Source organism: Aliiglaciecola sp., from assembly GCF_039982535.1.
GTDB lineage: Bacteria > Pseudomonadota > Gammaproteobacteria > Enterobacterales > Alteromonadaceae > Aliiglaciecola.
The window spans coordinates 58,609-80,907 of sequence record NZ_JBDWYG010000038.1 but is presented as its reverse complement, the minus strand read 5'-3'; the positions used below and the strand labels follow the sequence as shown (position 1 = coordinate 80,907).

Below are 22,299 nucleotides of genomic sequence, written 5' to 3'. Positions count from 1 at the left end.
TAATTTGCATACTGCTATAAACAGTTTTAAATAAACATTTTGTACTCATTCTCTGTCTACTGTAGCCTAGCAAATAATATTTCTTCAGCTCTGCAAAAACACCGGTTTGCAGCAACCAAGGACACCCCATTCTGAGCATGATCGAATTGATTTACCAACATCGTTTAATTTCCACTTTGGCCGTTGCCATAGTGATGATTTCGTTCAAATATTCGTTGGTCAGCCTAGTGCGCAAACGGGCAAAGAAAAAAGGACTAGATAAGCGTTATTTGGTGAGTAATATTAAAAACTTGCTGAACTTCATAATGATAGTGCTCTTGCTCAGCTTTTGGATAGACGAAATTCAAAACTTTGCGCTTTCTATCGCGGCCTTTGCGGTGGCAATTGTGATTGCAACCAGGGAGTTTATTCAATGCATTATTGGCTTCTTTTATGTGATGTCTACTCGCCCGTTTAGAATTGGTGATTGGATTCAAGTGGATGGTTTTGCCGGTGAAGTATCGGCCATAGATTGGGTAAAAACGACTATGTTAGAAGTCGACATTGACCGCTATCAATATTCAGGTAAAACCCTCTATGTTCCGAATAACAGGTTGATCAGTAGCCCCATCAAAAATCTGAATTTTTTGAAACGCTATGTAACCCATCATTTCACTATTACTCGGGATGAAGATATCAATCCATATCTAATCATTGATAATTTGCGCGAAAAAGCTAAACATCAATGTGCAGATTTCTATGATGTCGCCACCCGTTACAATCAAATTATCGAACGACGCCTAGATGTCACCATTCCAGGTCCCGAACCTGTGATAGAGGTGTCAACAAATAACGTGGGACATACCGAAATCCGTTGTACTATTTTTTGTCCTACAGAAAGAGCCATAGAAATAGAACAAAAAATCATGCAAGAGTTTATGGAATTATGGTTTGTGGAGTTCAATAAACTACAACAACTCCCTCAACATAGAAACTGAATCTGCGAACAAGGCACAGGCCCATAACTAAAGGGGAATTGCATGCCTATTGACTATCCAGCTGCTGATTGTCGATTAGCTGAAGTTGTTTCTGCTGGGTATTCAATTGCTATGAACTGATTTAACGGATCACCATCAAACTGTCTGTTGAACGTGCAGGGGTCACACAAAATTTATTGTCTGGTATTCCTATAAGATGATGATCTCGCGACTATACTCAACGTACTGAAGGCTATGAAGGATGCATTTAGACATGTAATCATCAGCAAACGGGATTTGAAGCCAACAATATATCTATTTCTTATTGGGTGGGACGTTTTGCAAATCAACATTCAGATTATTGACACCTTCGGGTTTCAGCAAGAAAAAGGGACAAGGAGAATAATAGATGTCTGATCAAAATCAGCATACAGTGGTACAAAGTAGTCTAATTTGGTCATTATTTGTTGATGAAAAAGGCGACTGTAGCGATGCTAAAACCACAGATATATTCACCCCCGAAGTAACTGCTGGATATCATTGGGTACATTTACAATCCGACACTCCTGATGCTTGGGACACCATGAAAAATCTAGGCTTGTCAGATGTGATATGCGACTCACTGTCGGCTTTAGAAACCCGACCAAGAGCCCTGTTTCAAGACAATGGTGTATTAATTTATCTACGTGGAATCAATTATAATCCCGACTCAGATTTAGAAGATATGGTGTCGTTACGGATTTGGTTTAATCAACATCATGTGATCACTGCCCGTCGCAAAGACCGTAAACTATTTTCAGTCCAAGATGCCAGGAATATGATTGAAAGTGGTGACTCCCCCACAGACACAGCTGACTTTATATTGTTACTCATTGGCAAGATTGCCAGTCGAATTAGTGAAGTGGTAGAGGCATTGGATGATGAGCTTTCGGCGTTCGAATCTGAAGGTGGGCTGGAAAGTAGTGACCGATATGCTTTGAGTTTAATGCGTCGAAAATCCGCCGCCGTAAGGCGATACTTAGCACCACAAAGAGATGCCCTAGATAGTTTATTTAGAATGGCTAAATTCTTTAATCAAGAACAGGCATTCGAATTAAGGGATTTAACCGACCGAATGGCTCGCTATGTAGAGGATCTGGATTTAGCCAAAGAACGAGCAATGGTTCTACAAGATGAACTGCGCAACCGTATTGCTGAGCAGCAAGGGATGCGCATGTATGTATTATCCTTAGTGACGGCTATATTTCTCCCATTGTCGTTCTTAACGGGTATATTTGGCATGAATGTAGCGGGTTTACCAGGCACGGAAAATCCTGAAGCATTTAACTATTTGGCCACATCAATGTTAGTTCTCGCAATATTCATGTTGGCAGCAATGCTGTGGAAAAAATGGTTATAAATTAAGGTAGAAGTAAAATGTCAGAGCAAATTTCCGATTTAATCCATGAAGCAGTCAATCTCGATGATGAATCTGATAGCGAGTTACTGCACAGTAAAATAGCCGTTCAGGACGAAGCCGATATAGCGCTGTTGTTAGAGTCTTTACCTCTAGAACAACGTTTAAGTGCATGGCATGCATTACCTCGCCATAAACAACTCGATGTGTTGGTAGAAATGCGTGGGGATCCAAGAGAAACCTTACTAGCAGCCACACCAGATGAAGAACTAGAAGCCCTATTTACGGATGTTGATGCGGAAAGCTTACTAGAGTTATCAGACTCTTTGCATAGCCGTTTATTAGACCTCGCCCTAGCTGCCATGGATAAAAAACAACGACAATTGTACGAAGGTGCAAATCAATATCCTGAGGAACAAATAGGCCACTGGCGCAATTCAGAAAACTTAATTTTACCTTTATCTGCCAAGGTCAGCGATGCAAAGCGCTTTTTACGACGGGAAGTTCCAGATTACGCAGACTGTATTTATTTAGTTAATAGAGCTGGACAATATTCTGAAGCAGTGAAGCTTTTCAAAATTTACTCGACGCCGGAACACACACATCTAGCAGATATTGCCGAGGATGACATTACCATTGTGAAAGCCACTGATGATTGCAATAGTGCGGCATTAAACGTTCAGCGTTCGGGTTACACGAGTTTACCATTAGTTGATGAAAACTTTCAGTTTTTAGGGCGTGTGGATATTGGTGCCGCTTGTGAATTACTGAATGAATCATACGAGCGTCAACTGATGGCCAGTGCAGGTATGGATGAAGACGAGGATCTTTTTTCTTCGGTGCAAAAAAGTGCCAAGAACCGTGCGTTATGGTTAGGTATTAATTTAATTACCGCCTTTTTAGCGTCTTGGTTTATTGGTTTATTTGAAGCAACCTTGCAACAAGTTGTGGCTCTTGCGGTCTTAATGCCTGTAGTAGCCAGTATGGGGGGGATTGCTGGGAGTCAAACTTTAACCTTGATTATTCGTGGCTTGGCTCTTAAGCAGGTCAATGCGGCAAACTTAAAAGCGCTTTTAATCAAAGAACTCAAAGTTGGTGGGCTAAACGGCATAATTTGGGCCATCGTTATAGCTTCAGTTGCCTCCTATTGGTTTGGCAGCGCTATGTTAGGGTTGGTTATCGGCAGTGCTATTCTAGTCAATATATGTGTGGCAGCTTTGGCTGGCGTGGGCGTTCCCGTGTTATTAGATAAATTAAAATTAGACCCTGCGTTATCCGGCTCAGTCATTTTAACCACTGTCACTGACATTGTTGGTTTTGTGGCTTTTCTTGGTTTAGGTGCACTCTTTTTACTCTGATAACTTAGACGTCTTTTATTTTGTCACGAATTTTGCTTATGCATAGTGTTGAGAATAACTAAAACATTAGTTTAGTTGTTAGGTCTGAATTAGTTGGATAATTTATTTAGTGTTTAAAGAATTAAAAAATCCTTGGTTATTGAGCTTGTTCCTTACTATTAGTAGTGGGCAGGCTTTAGGAATTGACGTGGCATTAGAGGGTGTCGATGATGGCGCTCTAGAAACTAATATCACTGCTCACCTTAGTACCCTCTCGGCTCCAGCCGATTGTAGTTTATCGATAGATGAAAAAATTACTATTGAGAATAAAGTCACCGAAGCTAGTCAGGCATTCGGTTACTATAACGTGTCAATTGACTCTATTGGTTTCGATTCCCCTGAGAAATGCAGCTCACTTGAACTTACCATCACATCAGGTCCACAAGTAAAAATTACTCAACTGGATGTCATAGTTACCGGCGAAGGTAAAGATGACGAAGGGTTTAAATCGATAATTAACTCACTTCCCCTTAAAAAAGGTGAGCCATTAATTCATAACAAATATAAATCCGCCAAATCCAAATTTAACTCTGCCGCTTTAAATCGAGGCTTTTTTGATAGTAAATTTACAACCAGTGAAATAAAGGTTGATGTGGAGTCTAGTACTGCCGAAATACGTCTCGAATATCAGACAGGTCCTCGTTATCAGTTTGGTAAGTTAAAAATTCCACAAGACCAAAGAGCTTCGGAACTGATTATGCAGGTTTTGCCATTTAAAGTAGGTGAACCCTACTTGGCATCTAAGTTAGGCGAATTTAATCAAAGTTTGGGACAAACTGATTACTTTAGGCAAGTAGTTGCCCGCCCGCTATTGGAAGAAGCGGAACAAAATCAGGTTCCCATCGAAGTGGTTGCGGTAAGTCGACCAAGAGATATTTTCGATGTGGGCTTAGGAGGAGCTACCGATACTGGACCTAGGGTTACCCTCGGCTGGGAACGACCTTGGGTGAATAGTCGTGGTCACAGTATGAGTGCTGATATCTATGTGTCAGAACCCAAACAAACCGCTAGTGTTAGATACAAAATTCCAATTGAAGATCCGTTGAACAACTACGTCACCGCACAGTTTGGCTTAAAATCCATATATGATAATGATACTAACAGTGACACCATCTCTTTAGCCTTGCAGCGACACTGGACCGGTGAAGATAACGAGTGGAACAAAATCGCTTTCGTTCGCTTAGAACAATCACGCTTCCAACAAGCTGAAACTCCAGAGCAAACCACTACCCTACTAATTCCCGGATTTACACTTTCTCGTCATCGCAGTAGAGGAGGTTTAGATGTGAATTGGGGTGATATGCAGCAACTCACTATAGAAACGGCAAGTGATGAGGTTGTTTCTGATATCAACTTAGCCAGAGTTACTTTCCAAACTAAGTGGTTACGCAGTATTGGAGACCATCGATTTTTGGCACGTGCCGAGGTGGGCGCTCTTTCTACCAGTGACTTTGCTCAAGTACCATCCGATTTACGTTACTTTACTGGTGGCGACCAAAGCGTCAGAGGGTTTGCATACCAATCATTAGCGCCTAGGCAAATTGATGAAGATGGAGAAGAAGGTGAGCTTTTAGGGGCGCGATACTTGAATGTTGCAAGTTTAGAATACAGTTACCCTGTGGCAGATGATTGGCGAGCGTCAATATTCACTGATGTAGGTGGAGCGAGTAATGAACCTTTGCAAGAGTTAGCTTATAGCGTGGGGATTGGAGCGAGTTGGATGTCACCAGTTGGCCCCATTCGAGTGTACCTCGCCAGTGGTCATGGTGATTACGGCAATTCAGTACGATTGCATTTAGCAATGGGGCCAGCTTTATGATGTGGTTAAAACGCACAGGGAAATGGACAGCATTTATACTGTTGTTTTTATTGGCTTTGCTAGGTTTTCTTTTCACTCCATGGGGAACTTCAGCGATCATTGCCATCGCTAACAACTCTGTTGACGGCCTTAGAATTGAGCATAAATCGGGTGGTTTATTGGGTACCCTTGAATTACCCAAAATCGAGTATAAATCAGAAACTATTGATGTTGAGGTAGGCAATTTCAAAACCAACATTGATTGGTCTTGCAGTATGCTAATACAAGTCTGCCTAAGTGATATTTCTTTGGCTAACGCCACCATTTTTGTGGCCGAAACTGAGCCTACCGACAATCAAGAAAGTGTTGAGAAAGTTACTTTACCGGTGGCAGTGATTGCGCCAAACATCCAACTCAACAACCTATTGGTAGAGATTGAAAACGTCGCCACCCTTTCTTGGCAGTCATTATTCGCCAACCTAAATATGCACGATGTCTTAACTGTAGAGTCATTGAAAATTAATCAACCGAAAATCCTTTTAGTAAATCCTGAACCGGCAGTTGCAAAACAACCAACCCCAATAGATATTGCACAAATATCTAGTTGGCAATATCACCCCATTGAATTGCCGCCATTGAAGATCCCCATTGATTTGGATGCTAAAAACATAAATATTAGCAACGCCCTTGTGCTGCAAAATGAGCAGGAACTCTTTGCATTCAATCGTTTAGTAACAGCAATTCGTATCGACGATAGCAACCTTGCAGTTAATAACTTTGAGTTGCAACACGAACTAGTCGACGTGCAAGTCGATCTAACCCTAAATCAAGATTATGTTTTAGCCCTTTCAAGTATGCTTAAGACAACGACTAATAATCAAAATCAATTAACTGTGGAAGCCACAGCTGATGGAGACTTAAACGCGTTAGAGTTTTACACTCAGGCGACGGGCGATATCAATGGCACAGCCAAAGGTTCGGCCACATTAAATTCATCAAAATTACCCGTAGATGTAGAAATTGACTGGCAACCTTTAACTCTGCCGTTAGAACAGCCTATCCAAATATCGTCAGGCAATCTTAGCTTAAAGGGTGATTTAGAAAACTACCAATTTGACCTACTAACTAGTTTGTCGGCAAGCAATATTCCTGAAACTCAGGTACAAATTGAGGCAAATGGTAACAATCAAAAAATTCAACTTAACAAGGGACAAATTAAGACTCTTGGTGGAAATATAAATAGCACCGCAGAGATTATCCTAACCGACCAAGCTCGCTGGCAAGGCAATACACAAGTTGAACAAATCCAACCGTCATTATTCTGGGCGGATCTAGAGGGAAATATTAACGCCACCTTAAAACACAATGGGGTGTATGGCCCAAAAACCCTGCAAGCAAATGTACAACAACTAAGCGCCGATGGTGATTGGTTAGGTTACCCTCTTGAAGCCAACGGCCAGGCTTTTTATGATAAAAGTACGGGTCTCGAGATCCCAGACTTAGTGCTGTCTAATGGTGACAACAGACTATCCATCAACGGAAAGTTGGATAGTCAGAATGCACTGGAAGCCATCATAAACCTTGACGGTCAAGAGTTAACTCAGCTCTATCCAGACTTACAAGGAAACACTGAACTAAACGCCTCTATTTCTGGAACTTTGACTGAGCCAACGATTGATTATCAATTTTCAGCCTCTCAACTTAAGTTCCAAACAATCTCACTAAGCAGTTTAGTTTCTAACGGACAGGTCAAGTGGGACAAGAACAAACAATTTGATATCCGCACAGACCTTGAGCAATTAGTGATTAATCAACAATTAATTAATAATGTTCAAATAGAGCTCAGTGGTGATGGAGAGCAACATGAGTTGATAACGTTGGTGGATAGCCAAGCCTTTAAAATAAACTCTAGAATCGAAGGACAACTTGAACAAACTAAGTGGACAGGTTCATGGGTAGAAGGCAACTTCACCAGTCAATGGGGCGCTTATTCTTTAGAGCAACAAAAGCCGCAACTAATCGCTGACTGGCAAAATCACCACTATCAGATAGATGCGCACTGCTGGAATGATCAGCAAGCTGAGTTATGTGTTAATCAAGCCAGCTTCAAAGATCAAGTCGCGCAATTCGACGTGCATGGTAATCAACTTGAGTTATTACAAGTGGTGAGTCAATTCGTACCCCAGTTACAGAATATATCCACCGATACCCAGTTTTATTTTACCGCTAAAGGTAAGTGGGTAGCTGATACCTTACCCGTTGCAACTATTGCAGGACACTTTTCACCAAGCAATATTACTATTAAGGGTCTAAAAAAAACCATAAAGATGCAAACGTTAGCCTTTGATATGTCTATAGATGGTGAACAATTGGTATCCCATTTCGATTTTCAAACCCAAGCCTCAGGTGCTATTGATTTAGACTTAACCATTAACGAACTTGAACAGAAGCGTAGTTTGCAAGGTAAGGTAAAATTAACCCAAATTTTAGCTAAGCCATACCAAGAGCTAATCCCACAATTGACTGAATTATCAGGCTCAGTTAACGGAGATTTAGCCCTTTCTGGTGATTTAGAAACACCACTTTTAAATGGTAAGTTGCAACTTAAAAACTTCAATTTCACGGGAGAACAAATTCCTGGACGAGTGTCAGACTGGAACCAAGATATGGAATTTGGCGGTCAAAGTGCCAAACTAAATGGAGATTTCAAATTTGGTAACGGTGAAGGAAGCAGTTCGGGGTCTCTGGATTGGTCAGAACAGCTTATTGGTGACTTTAACCTGAAGGGTGATACATTTGAATTGGAATATCGCGATATAGTCAGAACCCGATTTTCACCAAACTTACAAATAGATATGACTCAGGATGCGATTAATGTATCTGGTAACGCCGATGTATTTTATGCTCGCATTAAAGTCAAAGATCTACCGGAAAATGCTCAATCCCCTTCTGAGGACACCGTAATCCTCAACGAGCCAATTGCGGAAAAAACCGCGACTCGTGACCTAAATATGGTGTTCAGTGTCAATATTGATCCGCAAAAAAGTGATGATGTAAAACTAGACGCATTTGGTTTAGAAACCGACCTTCGCGGAGCTATAGAATTAAAACAGTCAAACCAGAAACTGACAGGTAACGGCAGCCTCAGTTTAATCAATGGTACTTATCAAGCTTATGGGCAAGATTTAGTGATTCAGAAAGGCAATATTATTTTCTCTGGTCCCTTAGATAACCCTCGCTTGGACATAAGGGCTATTCGTGACGAAACAAAAACCGAGGATAACGTAATTGCAGGTGTTAAGGTCACAGGTGCTGCCGAGCAACCTTCCGTAGAGATATTCTCCGAACCAACGCTGATTCAAAGCGAAGCCTTATCTTATTTACTAATGGGTCGCAGTTTAGGCAGTGAAAGCCAAGCTTCTAATGACCAAGTGCTTGCCGCCGCTCTGCTTAGCCAAGGGCTTAAAGGAAGTGAAAATAAAGTTGATCAATTAGGCCGAAAATTAGGTATCGAAGATTTAGCCTTAGGTGCAAATAGCGGTGATGATGGTACGCAAATTTCTTTATCTGGAAATATAGCGCCTGGAGTGCAATTAAGGTACGGCGTGAATGTGTTTGATTCGTCAACGGAAGTTGCCTTGCGTTACCAAATATTACCAAAACTATTTCTAGAAGCGACTAGCGGTGTTGAACAAGCCTTGGACATATATTATCAGTTTAGTTTGGAGTCTAGCTCCAGCTCTGATAACGATTAACAACAATCCCTTACTAGAGATAGATTGTCGTCAAAAATTATTGGATTTCATCCACGATAGTTAGCGCTAAATTCATTTAAATGGCTATTTGAATCAATTTTATGCAAATCAATTAGAACACTAAACAATTTAAAAGTAGCTAAACTTGGTATGAACTCGACACGCCTTATTCAGGGGCCTGAATTCCGCCGACTTGTAACAGGGGCGCGGCATCGATATCTTCAGCATTCATCATTAAAGCCATTCTCTCCATAGTCGCAAGCATTTGCGATTGTTCCCATTCTTCCATGGCTTCAAAACGGGCAATAAAATGTTGCTGCAACAAGGTAGGTGAGCCTTTAATTGCCTCTTTTCCTGCCTCTGTGAGATGAATTTCGACTTTACGTTTATCAATCGCAGACCTTTCACGGATCGCGAACCCTCGACTTTCCAACCGATCAAGAATACTGGTTACAGTCGCAGAACTTAAATTTATGCTGTTTGCTATGTCCTTCACCATAACCCCATCGCTGAAAGAAATGTGCTGTAAGACAATAAGTTGAGGGGCGGTTAAGCCAGTTTCTTTACTCAACTTCTTTGAATACAAGTCGATTGCGCGGATGACCTTACGCAGAGAAACTAAAAGGGATTCGTATTTTTTCATGATGCTATTTACTTAATAATTTGCATTGAACTCTACCAAATAAAGGAAATAGCGCAATAAAAAAGCGTTTTAATATAATTATTTACAATTATTTATAAGGGAAAATATGAATAATAATTCAATTCAAATGAATATAAATTCATATACCAGTGGATAGGGTAAATAGCTATCCATCATGATCATTATATTAACAATTGCCACTGCTTGCTTAGACCCCCCGTCGTTGCTTATTTGAGCAAAAAAAGGGATAATATAGTTCGTACACTAATTAATTCAATACAATTAATTAGCTTGAATCAAATTTATTAATAGTAACTAAGCAGGAAAAATGAATACGTTTAATTGGAAACGAATCGTAATTAAAGTGGGAAGCGCACTTATTGCACCTAAAAATCAAGGATGCAGTTCACACTTTCTATTGGGAATCGCACAATTTATTGTTAAATGTCGCGCTAAAGGAATCGAAGTGGTTTTGGTTTCTTCTGGTTCAGTGGCTGCAGGACGTCACCTTTTTAAGGGTGAAACTGAGAACATTGCTATCAAAAAAGCAATGGCTGCAGCAGGACAAACCGAAATGATGGCGACATGGGACCGTTTGTTCGACTTTCCATCTGCGCAGATCCTACTGACCCATGGTGACCTTAGAGATAGGGAACGCTATGTGAGCATTCGAGAAACTATTTTCACATTACTCGAAAATGGCATCATTCCTATCATTAATGAGAATGATACCGTAACAACCGACAACTTGCGTGTTGGTGATAATGACAACCTAGCTGCTATGGTAGCAGGTGCAGCTGACGCAGATTCGCTGATCATCTGTTCTGACATCGATGGTTTATATGACAAAAACCCGCATACTCACGATGATGCCAAGCTTTTATCTTGGGTTTCAGTGATCGATGAAGACATTTACAAAATGGCTGGTGGAGCCACCAGCGCTACCGGTACAGGCGGAATGCGGACTAAAATTGAAGCGGCTGAAAAAGCGGTTTCCCATGGTATTGATACCTTTATCGTCAATGGGTTTACCGAAATAACCTTTAACATGCTGCTGGAAGGCAAAAACCCTGGTACTCACTTCCAACCCTATGAAACCCCCATGAAAGAACACGAGCATTGGATGAAACATACGTCCAAAGAGCAAGGTGTCGTAGTGGTAGACAATGATGTGGATATTTCAGCCCTAGACGACGAAGAGTCCTTGACGAGTGATGAAATTCTCGAAATTAAAGGCAGCTTTTCAGTTGGTGATACAGTGCTTGTACGTAAAGACGACGGCACTCGATTAGCAAAAGCACGCTCAAACTACAGCAGTTGTCTTTTGACATTTATTGCTGAGCAGACCGATCAAGATTTTGCCAACGAATTTCAGCGTCAGACTGGGCCAATAATATCTGAGAAAAATATAGCACTATTGGAGAAACAATGAGTTTAATTAGAGACCTATCTCTACAGGCTGCCAAAGCAGCCAGAACACTAGCGGTATTGGATACCGACAAGAAAGACCGTGTATTACGAGACATGGCTAAAGCCCTGAGAAATGGCGAGCAACATATATTGAAAGCAAATAAAGTGGATTTAGATAATGCTAAACAAGCACAATTATCTGATGCCATGATGGACCGACTCACTTTGAATACTCAGCGAGTAGAAGATATGGCTGTGGGCATTGAAACCATAGTCGATCTAGCCGACCCTGTGGGTATCCAACGTGAATTGGGCCAACGTCCCAACGGATTAGAAATTAGTAAAATGCGCGTCCCTCTTGGGGTAGTTTGTATGATTTATGAAGCACGCCCTAATGTTACAGCTGACGCTGGTGCCTTATGCTTTAAATCAGGAAACGCGGTTATTTTACGTGGTGGTAAAGAAGCGCTTGCTTCGAGTAAAGCGATTTCAGAAATTCTACAAAATGTACTGGTCGAGCATGGTTTACCCCCTGAGCTCATTACTGTTGTACCTAACCCTGATCGAAAGTTGATGCAGGAATTGTTAGAGCAGCGTGACTTTATTGATGTGGTGATCCCCCGTGGCGGAGAAGGCTTAATCAATTACGTTACTGAAAATAGTAAAATACCGGTTATTCAGCATTTTAAAGGGGTGTGTCATCTCTATTTCGACGCCGATGCTGATTTTGAAACAGCAATTCAATTGTTGATTAACGGCAAAACTCAGCGCACTGGCGTATGTAATGCAATAGAAGGGCTGGTTATTCATAAAGACATAGCCGAACAAATATTGCCCATCGTCAGCGATGTGTTACTTCGTCACTCAGTGACAATCAACGCTTGTGAACGCTCTGCCGAGCACATTGCACGTTGCAATGTCATTCAAGATGAAGACTTCGGTGAAGAGTATTTAGATTTGGAAATTGCGATCAAAACAGTCGATAGCATGGACGAAGCACTAGATCACATTGCAAGATTCGGTAGTAACCATACTGAGGTAATCTGTACTCAAAACGAAGTATCAGCTAAGCGTTTCCAGCGCAGTGTTGATGCCTCTGTAGTAATGGTCAACGCCTCTTCGCGCTTCTCCGACGGCAGTCAATTAGGCTTAGGTGCCGAGATAGGCATAGCAACCACAAAATTGCATGCCTATGGACCAATGGGGTTAGAGTCATTAACCACTGAAAAATATTTGGTAAATGGCAATGGTCAGATTCGCGCTTAATTAATATGTGCTTATTAGTGCCCATTTGTTAAGTGCCCACAGTACTTATCACTTCTAAAAAAATGCGAAAGCGACTATTAGCTTTCGCATTTTTTTTGGTTATTTTTCTAGTTAAACGTCTTCACATACCTTAAAGGCTGTCCTGGCTAAAGTAATTTAGCAAGAACCATCCCGATAAGCTGCTAGCCGCAGTGACAAAAGTTCCCCATGCCCAATCTTTCAGGGTGATACCTAACGGCCATCCCTCCAAGATTGCATAATTCGTTAAATTATAGGCACCATAGGCCGCCAAGCCTAAAACAGCGCCGTCTAAAAACACCTGCCACCACTGTGCATCTATATTTTTCAGCACCACTAAATACACTGCCGCAGCACAATACAACAAATAGAAGGTTACCCAAGGGGTCATAGGGTAAGACTCTCGCAACATCCCCTGCATGGCCTCAAGATAACTATTTTTAGCAACTAACCCCAGCCAGATACCATCCAAAATAAGGTAACAGACCGCAACTCCCCCATAAGCTATGAAAAATGACTTCATTTATTACTCCCTGTGTTTGTTTGAATTTAAACATCAGGTATTTATACCCCTCAAGTCTGAAAAAGATACATTTGCGCTGTAATAATTTCCGTCACTATGGCTATTGGCTTACCTTTTGAAAACCCCAAAACAAAAATTAATAATTAATTTTCAACGACTTAAATCAATTGATAAGTTGTGGCATTAAGTTCGCAATACTCTACTTAGTAATGACGATTTTAATCAAATAACATTTGTTAGGGAGAATCCAATGGAAATTTTTGAAGCAATCCGTAGAGACCATGAAAAGCAACGTCTTCTAATGAAGATATTAGTCGAAACCTCTGGAGATACAGAGAGCCGTCGAGATTTTTATGCTGAACTCAAACAGGCGCTAGTAGATCATGCCATCGCCGAAGAACGTTATTTTTACTCGCCGTTGATGAAGTCTGATCAAACAATTGAACAATCAAGACATGCTATTGCTGAGCATCATGAAATTGATGAGTTACTTGAAAAGCTGGATGAGACTGAAATGACGTCACCTGGTTGGTTAGCAACCATGAAAAAGCTTAAACATTTAGTCGAACATCACTTAGCAGAGGAAGAACAAGAGTTTTTCCAACAAGCAGGCAAAGTATTAACGGCATCTCAAAAAGATAACCTTGCTGACAAGTATCAAGGTGAAATGGAGAAAGCTCACTAAATTTATTGTTCCTCTCCCCTTACTTAGGGTCCTGTTGCTCTGATTAAGTTCTAGAGCAAGCCATCGTTTTCGTCACTACCGAGAACGGTGGTTTTTTTTATTAGACAGTTTGATTGCCCACTTGCTGCTAACCAAATTAGATTATCTCTGGGTGAAGATTTCAAAACCTAGAAAAGCTGCAAGCATAGATTCCACCGAAACTTTAAAGCCACGATAGAGTAATGTTGATTATTTATGGAAAACTTTACTTTTATGCTTTTAAATGGCGGTAAATAATGAAAAGATCCCTTCACTTCATTCATCAGAGCAGCAACTTCTATGGCACGTTTAAATCAAAGGATAGTGAACTTTGTCTGTCTTATCAGTCTATTTAGCAGTCAATTCACCATGGCCCAAGTTATTAGTGATTCGGAGTTGGAAGTTAAACCGGATGAGACCGAGGAAACCTTAACGGAAAAACGCGACGCCTCCGATGATTTAGCATTAAAAATACCGTTCGCCATAACGCAGTATAAAACCAATTATATTCTACCGGTGTCTTACGTAAAAAACCCGAACACCATAGGCGTAACAGAACTGGATTCTGAGAACGTCGACAATTTAGAAGCAAAATATCAAATCAGTGTAAAACTGCCGATCCATATAAACGAAGATAACTTGTCGGGAGTATATGCTGGCTTTAGTGTGACCTCATTTTGGCAAGTATATAACGACGAAGCGTCAAAGCCTTTTAGAGAAACCAACTACGAACCAGAGATTTTCTATTTTTGGAAAACTCAGTATCGTTTTCTAGGTATAAAATTCGACCAAGTTCATTTAGGTTTAAATCATAATTCCAATGGCCAAAGTGGTTTAAAATCTAGAAGTTGGAACCGTCTATATGCCTCTGCATTGTTTAGCGATAAAGATTCAGTTTATTACTTAAAAGCTTGGTATCGAATTCCAGAAGATGAAAAGGAAACTATCAACAGTTCTGAAGGCGATGACAATCCAGATATCACTGATTATTTAGGCCACTTTGAAATTGGTTATGGTAAAAAAGTCGGTAATTTCAACTTTCTTACTTTATTGAGAAACAATTTAAAATCAGATAATAAAGGCAGTATTGAGTTGAATATCACCTATCCTTTAAATAAACGATACGATGTGGTTTTCCAATATTTTAACGGATACGGCGATTCTTTGATTGATTACAATCGTCACCAACAGCGTTACGGAATAGGTATTCAGCTCAAATATTTATAATGAATAACCCTATTTCTAGAGAAAAACTTTAAAAATAGAATGTAAAAACTACGAAAGTGTCTGTATTTATTGCGTCGTTAATCGATAACAGACAAATGTAATTAAGGTTTTATCATATAATTCAATAAGATAAAAACCAATAAGGTTGGCACGCAGTTCGCTTTACTTTGTCGAGTAGATTCAGTTTTCGAAATAGGTGAAGTATGTTTATTATAAAATACTATGGGCTGGGTGGTTTACTTTCTTTAGCACTTGCTTTGCTAGTAGATAGTTTGTTGCTTAAAGCACTGTTTATCTGGGTTGGTTTTTCACTAGTCTTAGTTACCTTTGCCTACGCTCTTCAATCACCTAAAATTTTCAGAAAAAAAATTGATGGTTCTATCCCCTTTTACGTGAAGTGGGTTTTTATCCCGTTCTTTTTTGGTGTGCAGTTGTACAACGCTTGGGCGCGCAAAAACGACAGTGTTCCACCAATCCAGAAAATTCGTGAAAACCTTTTTTTAGCTTGCCGTCTCTTCCCTTCAGACATGCCAGAGTTGAATCACTTAAATGTTAAAGCCGTACTCGATGTTACTGCAGAGTTTGACGGGCTAGATGTGTCAGCACAGGGTGAAAATATGGATTATTTAAATGTCCCGGTATTAGATCACCAAAGCCCCTCTAAAGAAGATCTTTTGCAAGCCATCAGTTGGTTAGACAACCATATAAAAGCCGGCAAAGGTGCGGTAGTGCATTGTGCATTAGGTAGGGGCCGCTCTGTATTAGTGATGGCTGCCTATTTATTAAGTAAAAACCCTGAGCTAAGGGTGGAAGAAGCTATTCAGGAGATTAATCAAACACGCTCTACTGCTCGTTTGAATAAACATCAACTCAAAAAATTAAAAGATTTGCACAGCCAAGGGGTATTCACTCAAAAGAACCGACTTGCGATTGTGGCAAACCCTGTTGCTGGCGGCGGTAAATGGCAAGACAGCAAAGAAGAAATTATTCAACGCTTATCTCCTCACTACGATCTTGAAATATACCAAACCACACCAGATCAAGATGGCAAAGAAATGGCACAAAAAGCTATTAAACAAGGAGCTAAGTATATAGTGGCTTGTGGCGGTGATGGCACTTTGACAGAGGTGGCTTCGCAAATTGTTAATACAGATCTTACCTTAGGTATAATGCCGATGGGGACAGCGAATGCTCTTGGTCATGCCTTGTATGGGCCAGCATCTAAAGTATCCCCCGTGAGCGTCGCATGTAATGCTATTGTTGAAGGTAGTGAAAAGTTAATTGATACAGCTACATGTAACGATGAACTTGTTCTACTAGTCGTTGGTATCGGTTTTGAACAAAAAATGATTGAAAAAGCCGATCGTGATGAAAAGAACAATAGTGGTCAACTAGCCTATATTGGTGCTTTGTACGATGCCATAGAAGTCAACAACTCGGCTAACTTGAGCATTCAAATAGACGATAATGATCCCCAATCCATTCACACTGGTAGCTTAGTTATCGCCAATGCAGCACCAGCTACAACGGTGTTAGCTCAAGGAGGCGGTCTACCCGATTTTACTGATGGGTTATTAGATGTTACTTGGCTCACCAAGACTTCAACAGCCAGGGAAAATTACCTCAAACTTGCCCAACTGGCATTGCGAACCCTAATCGATAGTGACGATAACGACAATATCCATCATCTTACAGCCAAGAAAATAACGGTTAACGGAGAAGGAAAGCTGAAGTATGTTGTGGATGGAGAGAACCGTGAAGCAGATAGTATTCAGGTTACTCAACAACCCCAGTCATTGAAAGTTTTCACTCAGCTGGATAATTAGAACTTATCAGCGAAGTAAGCACTACAACACCACTTTTTGTATCGATAACCGGTACGCAATGTTGCTGTAACATTGTTAAACCTACAAGTTGTTCTAGAATTACTATGTAAAATTTACTCTCCATTCAAGCTCGTCAAGTTTGAAAAAATCAAAAAGACAATATTATTCAATATCTTACTCTATGGCACGAATGCTGAATGTTAAATATGGTTGCATAGTGTTTTACAAAAAATTGCTATATAGGGTGCTAGCAGCAAGGCACTTCGAAACCGAAATAAGCTCATTAAGGAGTTGAAAATGTCAGTTAATAGTAATGCTCAAGAAGATCAACAGGAAACTAACCGCACACTCCTCAAAGCTGTCATCCAAATGTGTCGCTTAGGCGGCGATTTTTACAACCTTATAGGTCAAAATATTAAGCACTATGCTGTTAAGCAAGTATGCTTCGATACCGCTAAAAGTTACTTCAAGCAAATCCCTGAGCTTGTGAAAATTGGTGAAGAACACTACAACTTGCCTGAACAAGAAACCATGACCTCCACCTCCATCGAAGATTATTATCAGAATGTTTTAAGTAAACAGGTCGGTTTGAGTCCCTCAGATTTGGTTCAGCATCTCATTGAAGTTGAAGAACAACATTTAAGCCAATTAAATGATGCAGTCAGCGCCACCAGCGAACTCGAAGTAAAAGCAGCCATTGCCAATGTAGTCGCTCAAATCGTAGTGACCTATCAAAAGCTGACAGAATTAACATCTTCAATTTCAGATAAAGAAACATCATAGACGTACAGGTATTCAACATGGAACTAATAGAGATTGATAAATTTTGGACCTTAATTCACGACAAATTAGAGGGATGGCTGGAATCAGGAGTTAAACATTTACCGAATTTTGTCGTCGCCATTCTACTTGCCATTTTATTCGGCATTATTGCTAAATTTGTGGGAAGAGGTGTCCGTAATGTATTGCGCAGAACCTTAGAGTCGAAACAAATTGCAGACCTGTTGGCATCGATTATTAAAGCAATGGTGTTAGTAGCTGGACTGTTTATAGCCCTAGACTTCTTGGGTTTGACTGGTACCGTCACCTCATTATTAGCAGGTGCTGGCATCGTCGGTTTGGCCTTAGGGTTTGCCTTCCAAGATATGGCAGAAAACCTTATTGCAGGGATTGCCATGGGTATTCGAAAACCGTTTCAAATTGGTGATGTAATCGAAGCAGACAAAGTTTTTGGAACGGTGCAAACCATCAATCTGAGAAATACCCTAGTAGAAACGTTCTTTGGTCAAATTGAAGTTATTCCAAACAAAATACTTTTCCGAAATATTCTAACTAACTATTCATCTACTGGACGACGACGGATAGAGGTACCTGTAGGGATATCCTATGGAGACGATCCCGAACAAGCTGCCGAAAAACTAGTAGAGGTAATTAATCAGTGTGATTTTGTGATTAATAAGGAAGAAACTGCTGTCTTTGCAGAGGGGTTTGGCGCTAGCAGTGTAGATTTATTAGTGTGGTTTTGGATTAAGTACCCCGGCCAAACAGGGTTTATGCAAGCCAGACACGAAGCCGTTGTGAAGATTAAAAAAGCCTTAGAAGAAGCAGATATCCTGATCCCTTTCCCCATCAGAACACTCGATTTTGGTGCCAAAGGCGGTGAGAAACTGAATACAATGCTAAGCAGTAAGCATAACAATGATAAAGGTGACAGCTCTGCTAACGACTCGGAGTCAGCCCCCCAATCTGAACAAGGTTCCAATAACGAGCCGAATTAATAACCTCGGTTCCTAAAGTTTCACGGGCTCAAAAGCATGTTGAGTCCGTGCAACCTTTTGAGAATAACCTACGGAAATCCAGCTAAGTAGTATGCTAGATTTTTAATCTCTGCAGTACCTCAAAAAACTTTTACAACACAACCATACTAGCAGATACAATATCGTCTGATGCTCACCCAATAATCCGTATTTTTTGGAAAAACGGCTAAATTAACAATCTACCCCTTAAACTGAATATTTGAACGATGGTGATATTCGCAATCAAGCTGCTTTGACCTAGACTAATAGCCAATAGCCTTTTTGAACTTTTGCATAGATAATTAGTGGTTATATGCTTCACTTTGAAGAATCAACATGGCCATAAAACAGACTATATATATCAGTTAGAAATGAAAAGTATTGAGAATGGTAACTCATGAATAGGATGTTAGTTTCCCATGACAGTTAGAATGAAAAATCGCTCACTAGAAGAGGTTATCCTTTTAGCGATTACCGGTTCAGCAACATTAATATTATTTCCTTTTTTTATTTTAACCTTCTTAGGCGATGACAAAGCTCACATTCTAGTGGACTTTATTGCAGTCAGTGGAATTTTCATCACATTCCTTGGGGTTTGGTTTACCAGGAAGATTAAATTATTTAGTGGTTTATTTGCCATTGTTGCTCAAGTAACCATCATACTGGCCATTTATTTTAAAGGCGCCGCCTTAATTTACTGGGTTTTTCCTATCATCATAGCCAGCTTCTACTTGTTACCCACTTTAATTGCAGGCTTATTCAACGCTGTTTTAATTATTATTGTTTGCTTGATGACTTATGAGCAATTTGACAGTTTCACCCTACCTCGTATTATCGCTGCATTTCTCGTCACCAATGCTTTTTCGTTAATATTTTCAGTTTTTATGCAAAATAAAAATCGGCAGTTAATGGCAAGAGGTAAAATTAACCAATTGCACACTAAGATTCTCGAGTTAATCGTAAAGTCCAATAAACTCTCCAAGGTGCTACCTGCTATTACTCAAGCCATAGAAAACGAAATCCCAGAAGCCATTTGCGGCATTTTATTAATCGATAAAAAAGGCGAAAGCTTAACCTTAGGGACCGCCCCAAAGCTTCCCGAATTTTATAATAAAGGTGTAGATGGCTCACCTATAGGCCCTGGAATGGGGCCATGCAGCGAAGCCGCGTATACGGGAAAAAGAGTAGTCGTGTCAGATATTGCGGCTCAGGCTAATTCGAATGCATGGGCAAAATTGGCGCAGAAAGCGGGTTTAGCAACCTGTTGGTCCGAACCGATCATTGGCAATCAAGGGAATGTACTTGGCACTTTTTGCATTTACTACAGTAAAATTACCACCCTAAAAAATTCTGAATTTAAGCTCATTGAGCAATTTGTAAACCTTGCCCGTATCGCAATAGAGCGACAAAGAGCAGATCAAATTATATGGCAACAAGCCCATTATGATAGTTTAACAAAGCTACCAAACCGTAATCTACTGCATGAACATTTAGCTAACTCCATCGCTAATGCCCAGCGAGATTCTAAACAACTTGCGATTGCAATGTTGGACCTAGATAACTTTAAGAGTGTAAACGACACTTTAGGCCATGAGGCCGGCGATACAGTGCTAATTGAATGTGCCAAACGAATAACAAGCTGTATTCGAAATAACGACATTGCCGCTCGCTTAGGTGGAGACGAATTTATTGTGGTGTTTATCGGCACCACTTTGCCTGAAGATGTTAAACATGTCGCTAAAAAGCTCTCAGAGACCCTAGCGCAACCATACAAACTCGCAGGCAAAGATGTTTTTTGTACTGCCAGTATCGGAATTGCCTTGTTTCCAAAGGATGCCCAAAGTATTGATGCTTTATTCAGAAATGCTGATCAAGCAATGTATACCGCGAAAACCCAAGGACGCAATGCAATTCACTACTTCAACGATGAAAGTGACCTAAACAACGACTGAGTTTAAAGTCGTATTACCACTGAACTAGCCCTAAACTTTCCCGAAGTTTTAATATATGTTCAGGAGCACCTTCTCGATCGAAGCTGTCGTGCCAACGCCAATAGTTAGTATGGGTAAATAATCGCGGGTAACGATTAGGGTAAGCGGCTTCGACGTCAATATCTAAAATAGGTGAATCAGGTTGTTCTTCAGACACCAGATCTTTTGAAATTTGAGGGTTTGCAAACGCTCTACTTACAGGGCCCGATATCAAGTCTCCGAAGAAAATATTAAAGGGTTTAGAGTAGATATTTGTCCATCGCACTAGACTAAAAACCGCACCATGATGCAAAAACTTATCATCTCCAGTTTGATAGTAGTAATGTTCATTCTCCTTCACAGGTGGCGATGTAGGGTATTCACGGTCTAGTTTTCTATCTACAAAGTCCATTTTATTATCAAACAATAAAAAATCAGCATAAGTTAGAGGACTACCTAAGGTAACTAGATCCGACACCAGCCATTGAGACATCCCGCTATTTTCGCCGTGGGCTTCTCCATCACGTTTTAACTGTTCAAATAATTTAAGTTGAAGTTTACGATATTCATCAACGTTAGGAAGATGATCCATACTTTCCATTGCATGGATTAGTTTTAATGCATCCTCAGACAGGGGTAACGACTCCCCAGCGGCATTTTTGAATTTATTTTTACGAGCCCAATATTGAATTAACACATCATAAGCAATGATCGAACCTAGACTGTGACCAACAAGAACAATGCGGTCATACTTCCCAGTTTGAGCGATACTTTCCAGTAATTTAACGCCGCCATCTCGAATCTCTTTTCTGACTTTTATGTTAGATGGCGTAGCCGTAATGTACCTAGCCACATCACCGAGATAGCTGACGATTTTTGCAACTGCAATACTTAAAAGAACAAGTAAAACAGGGCTTATATACAGTTCATAAATCTTATGTAGACTCACACCTCCTTTGCCGCTATCTGTCGGTTCGAAAAAGTTAATAGAAATTAAAATGGCTAATATAGTAAAGATTAACCCCCACAATAAATAAATCATTGGCTTTAAAGCGGAAGGATAATCACTGGGTTTACGTCTTAACATCGAGAAAACCCACCCCCGCAAATGCTCCAAAGTGGTACCAACAGTGTGATGCGCCCAGTAATATTCGTAAAAGTCGACTCGAGAGGTGGTTTCTTTTGAGGAACTATTTTTAATAGTGGCGTAATCAGTAGTAAGACGACGGTGCTCAAAAGAACCGGATACTTCACTGGGCTTATTCCAAAAGCGAGTGTTATCTAAATTGGTATCTTTTACCCAAACTGATTTAACAAATTCTCTTACCGTTTCCATTGGCCTCTGTTCACCAATACCGTGAACTAGGACCACCGCTTGTTTTTTTGTTGTTGCCATCAAGATTCCCTCCCTTTAATTAGATTAGTATAAACTTTAAGCTATTTTTCGCTAATGAATATTTCAATTGATTAACGCAAACAGCTTGTTCAAGTTTAATGTAAATAACCAATGACACTAGATAGTCAAAGGGTAGCGCCTACAAACTAGTAATAAAAGGGCAAAACCGCTAACCCACTTCCTTTAGTTACATATTATGGTTTGCTATGGGATAATATT

At 40.3% G+C, this 22,299-nt stretch carries 16 protein-coding genes; 13 read left to right on the top strand and 3 right to left on the bottom strand.

Annotated elements, in window-relative coordinates:
* The first annotated feature begins 137 nt into the window (after window positions 1-137).
* From ABJV04_RS09495 to ABJV04_RS09475, 5 genes are all read left to right on the top strand, one after another.
* Window positions 138-977 carry a mechanosensitive ion channel family protein gene (locus ABJV04_RS09495; RefSeq protein ID WP_348491286.1) on the top strand — a complete coding sequence of 280 codons (840 nt, stop codon included), beginning with the start codon at window positions 138-140 and terminating at the stop codon, window positions 975-977.
* Window positions 978-1,365: 388 nt separating this feature from the next.
* Window positions 1,366-2,355, top strand: coding sequence for a zinc transporter ZntB (locus tag ABJV04_RS09490; protein ID WP_348491285.1), 990 nt, complete (start codon window positions 1,366-1,368; stop codon window positions 2,353-2,355).
* A 17-nt stretch (window positions 2,356-2,372) separates the two neighbouring features.
* The gene (locus tag ABJV04_RS09485) at window positions 2,373-3,710 is read left to right on the top strand and encodes a magnesium transporter (RefSeq protein ID WP_348491284.1); all 1,338 of its coding nucleotides are present in this window, start codon (window positions 2,373-2,375) and stop codon (window positions 3,708-3,710) included.
* A gap of 109 nt (window positions 3,711-3,819) precedes the next feature.
* Window positions 3,820-5,568: an autotransporter assembly complex family protein gene (locus ABJV04_RS09480; protein ID WP_348491283.1), complete on the top strand. Its 1,749-nt coding sequence runs from the start codon at window positions 3,820-3,822 to the stop codon at window positions 5,566-5,568.
* Window positions 5,565-9,302: a translocation/assembly module TamB domain-containing protein gene (locus ABJV04_RS09475; RefSeq protein ID WP_348491282.1), complete on the top strand. Its 3,738-nt coding sequence runs from the start codon at window positions 5,565-5,567 to the stop codon at window positions 9,300-9,302. Before ABJV04_RS09480 ends, ABJV04_RS09475 begins: the two co-directional genes overlap by 4 nt.
* Window positions 9,303-9,468: 166 nt before the next feature.
* On the opposite strand, the gene ABJV04_RS09470 is transcribed toward ABJV04_RS09475, so the two are convergent.
* A complete protein-coding gene (locus tag ABJV04_RS09470) occupies window positions 9,469-9,945 on the bottom strand; it encodes a MarR family transcriptional regulator (RefSeq protein ID WP_348491281.1) in 477 nt (158 codons plus the stop codon).
* Between the two features lie 328 nt (window positions 9,946-10,273).
* Between ABJV04_RS09470 and proB the strand changes: the two genes are divergently transcribed.
* Both proB and ABJV04_RS09460 read left to right on the top strand, forming a co-directional pair.
* Window positions 10,274-11,377 carry a glutamate 5-kinase gene (proB, locus tag ABJV04_RS09465; protein ID WP_348491280.1) on the top strand — a complete coding sequence of 368 codons (1,104 nt, stop codon included), beginning with the start codon at window positions 10,274-10,276 and terminating at the stop codon, window positions 11,375-11,377.
* Window positions 11,374-12,621, top strand: a complete 1,248-nt coding sequence (locus tag ABJV04_RS09460) for a glutamate-5-semialdehyde dehydrogenase (RefSeq protein ID WP_348491279.1) — start codon at window positions 11,374-11,376, stop codon at window positions 12,619-12,621. The genes proB and ABJV04_RS09460 overlap by 4 nt, the downstream gene beginning before the upstream one ends.
* Before the next feature lie 130 nt (window positions 12,622-12,751).
* On the opposite strand, the gene ABJV04_RS09455 is transcribed toward ABJV04_RS09460, so the two are convergent.
* The gene (locus tag ABJV04_RS09455) at window positions 12,752-13,162 is read right to left on the bottom strand and encodes a DUF2177 family protein (RefSeq protein WP_348491278.1); all 411 of its coding nucleotides are present in this window, start codon (window positions 13,160-13,162) and stop codon (window positions 12,752-12,754) included.
* Window positions 13,163-13,412: 250 nt separating this feature from the next.
* On the opposite strand from ABJV04_RS09455, the gene ABJV04_RS09450 reads away from it, so the two are divergent.
* The 6 genes from ABJV04_RS09450 (at window position 13,413) to ABJV04_RS09425 (ending at window position 20,666) form a co-directional block, all read left to right on the top strand.
* Window positions 13,413-13,847 carry a hemerythrin domain-containing protein gene (locus tag ABJV04_RS09450; protein ID WP_348491277.1) on the top strand — a complete coding sequence of 145 codons (435 nt, stop codon included), beginning with the start codon at window positions 13,413-13,415 and terminating at the stop codon, window positions 13,845-13,847.
* A 318-nt stretch (window positions 13,848-14,165) separates the two neighbouring features.
* Window positions 14,166-15,092: a phospholipase A gene (locus tag ABJV04_RS09445; RefSeq protein ID WP_348491276.1), complete on the top strand. Its 927-nt coding sequence runs from the start codon at window positions 14,166-14,168 to the stop codon at window positions 15,090-15,092.
* Between the two features lie 203 nt (window positions 15,093-15,295).
* Entirely contained in the window at window positions 15,296-16,918 is a 1,623-nt protein-coding gene (locus ABJV04_RS09440) for a diacylglycerol kinase family protein (protein ID WP_348491275.1), read from the top strand.
* A 297-nt stretch (window positions 16,919-17,215) separates the two neighbouring features.
* The gene (locus ABJV04_RS09435; protein WP_348491274.1) at window positions 17,216-17,701 is read left to right on the top strand and encodes a hypothetical protein; all 486 of its coding nucleotides are present in this window, start codon (window positions 17,216-17,218) and stop codon (window positions 17,699-17,701) included.
* Window positions 17,702-17,718: 17 nt separating this feature from the next.
* Window positions 17,719-18,696 carry a mechanosensitive ion channel family protein gene (locus ABJV04_RS09430; RefSeq protein WP_348491273.1) on the top strand — a complete coding sequence of 326 codons (978 nt, stop codon included), beginning with the start codon at window positions 17,719-17,721 and terminating at the stop codon, window positions 18,694-18,696.
* Between the two features lie 437 nt (window positions 18,697-19,133).
* Window positions 19,134-20,666 carry a diguanylate cyclase gene (locus ABJV04_RS09425; protein WP_348491272.1) on the top strand — a complete coding sequence of 511 codons (1,533 nt, stop codon included), beginning with the start codon at window positions 19,134-19,136 and terminating at the stop codon, window positions 20,664-20,666.
* Window positions 20,667-20,679: 13 nt separating this feature from the next.
* On the opposite strand, the gene ABJV04_RS09420 is transcribed toward ABJV04_RS09425, so the two are convergent.
* Entirely contained in the window at window positions 20,680-22,080 is a 1,401-nt protein-coding gene (locus tag ABJV04_RS09420) for a hypothetical protein (RefSeq protein ID WP_348491271.1), read from the bottom strand.
* Window positions 22,081-22,299: the final 219 nt, after the last annotated feature.

What these genes read in the sequence shown, in the direction of transcription:
- ABJV04_RS09495 (WP_348491286.1), top strand. Translation starts at nt 138, where the DNA reads ATGATCGAATTGATTTACCAACATCGTTTAATTTCCACTTTGGCCGTT.
- ABJV04_RS09490 (WP_348491285.1), top strand. Translation starts at nt 1,366, where the DNA reads ATGTCTGATCAAAATCAGCATACAGTGGTACAAAGTAGTCTAATTTGG.
- ABJV04_RS09485 (WP_348491284.1), top strand. Translation starts at nt 2,373, where the DNA reads ATGTCAGAGCAAATTTCCGATTTAATCCATGAAGCAGTCAATCTCGAT.
- ABJV04_RS09475 (WP_348491282.1), top strand. Translation starts at nt 5,565, where the DNA reads ATGATGTGGTTAAAACGCACAGGGAAATGGACAGCATTTATACTGTTG.
- ABJV04_RS09470 (WP_348491281.1), bottom strand. Translation starts at nt 9,945, where the DNA reads ATGAAAAAATACGAATCCCTTTTAGTTTCTCTGCGTAAGGTCATCCGC.
- proB (WP_348491280.1), top strand. Translation starts at nt 10,274, where the DNA reads ATGAATACGTTTAATTGGAAACGAATCGTAATTAAAGTGGGAAGCGCA.
- ABJV04_RS09460 (WP_348491279.1), top strand. Translation starts at nt 11,374, where the DNA reads ATGAGTTTAATTAGAGACCTATCTCTACAGGCTGCCAAAGCAGCCAGA.
- ABJV04_RS09455 (WP_348491278.1), bottom strand. Translation starts at nt 13,162, where the DNA reads ATGAAGTCATTTTTCATAGCTTATGGGGGAGTTGCGGTCTGTTACCTT.
- ABJV04_RS09450 (WP_348491277.1), top strand. Translation starts at nt 13,413, where the DNA reads ATGGAAATTTTTGAAGCAATCCGTAGAGACCATGAAAAGCAACGTCTT.
- ABJV04_RS09445 (WP_348491276.1), top strand. Translation starts at nt 14,166, where the DNA reads ATGGCACGTTTAAATCAAAGGATAGTGAACTTTGTCTGTCTTATCAGT.
- ABJV04_RS09440 (WP_348491275.1), top strand. Translation starts at nt 15,296, where the DNA reads ATGTTTATTATAAAATACTATGGGCTGGGTGGTTTACTTTCTTTAGCA.
- ABJV04_RS09435 (WP_348491274.1), top strand. Translation starts at nt 17,216, where the DNA reads ATGTCAGTTAATAGTAATGCTCAAGAAGATCAACAGGAAACTAACCGC.
- ABJV04_RS09430 (WP_348491273.1), top strand. Translation starts at nt 17,719, where the DNA reads ATGGAACTAATAGAGATTGATAAATTTTGGACCTTAATTCACGACAAA.
- ABJV04_RS09425 (WP_348491272.1), top strand. Translation starts at nt 19,134, where the DNA reads ATGACAGTTAGAATGAAAAATCGCTCACTAGAAGAGGTTATCCTTTTA.
- ABJV04_RS09420 (WP_348491271.1), bottom strand. Translation starts at nt 22,080, where the DNA reads ATGGCAACAACAAAAAAACAAGCGGTGGTCCTAGTTCACGGTATTGGT.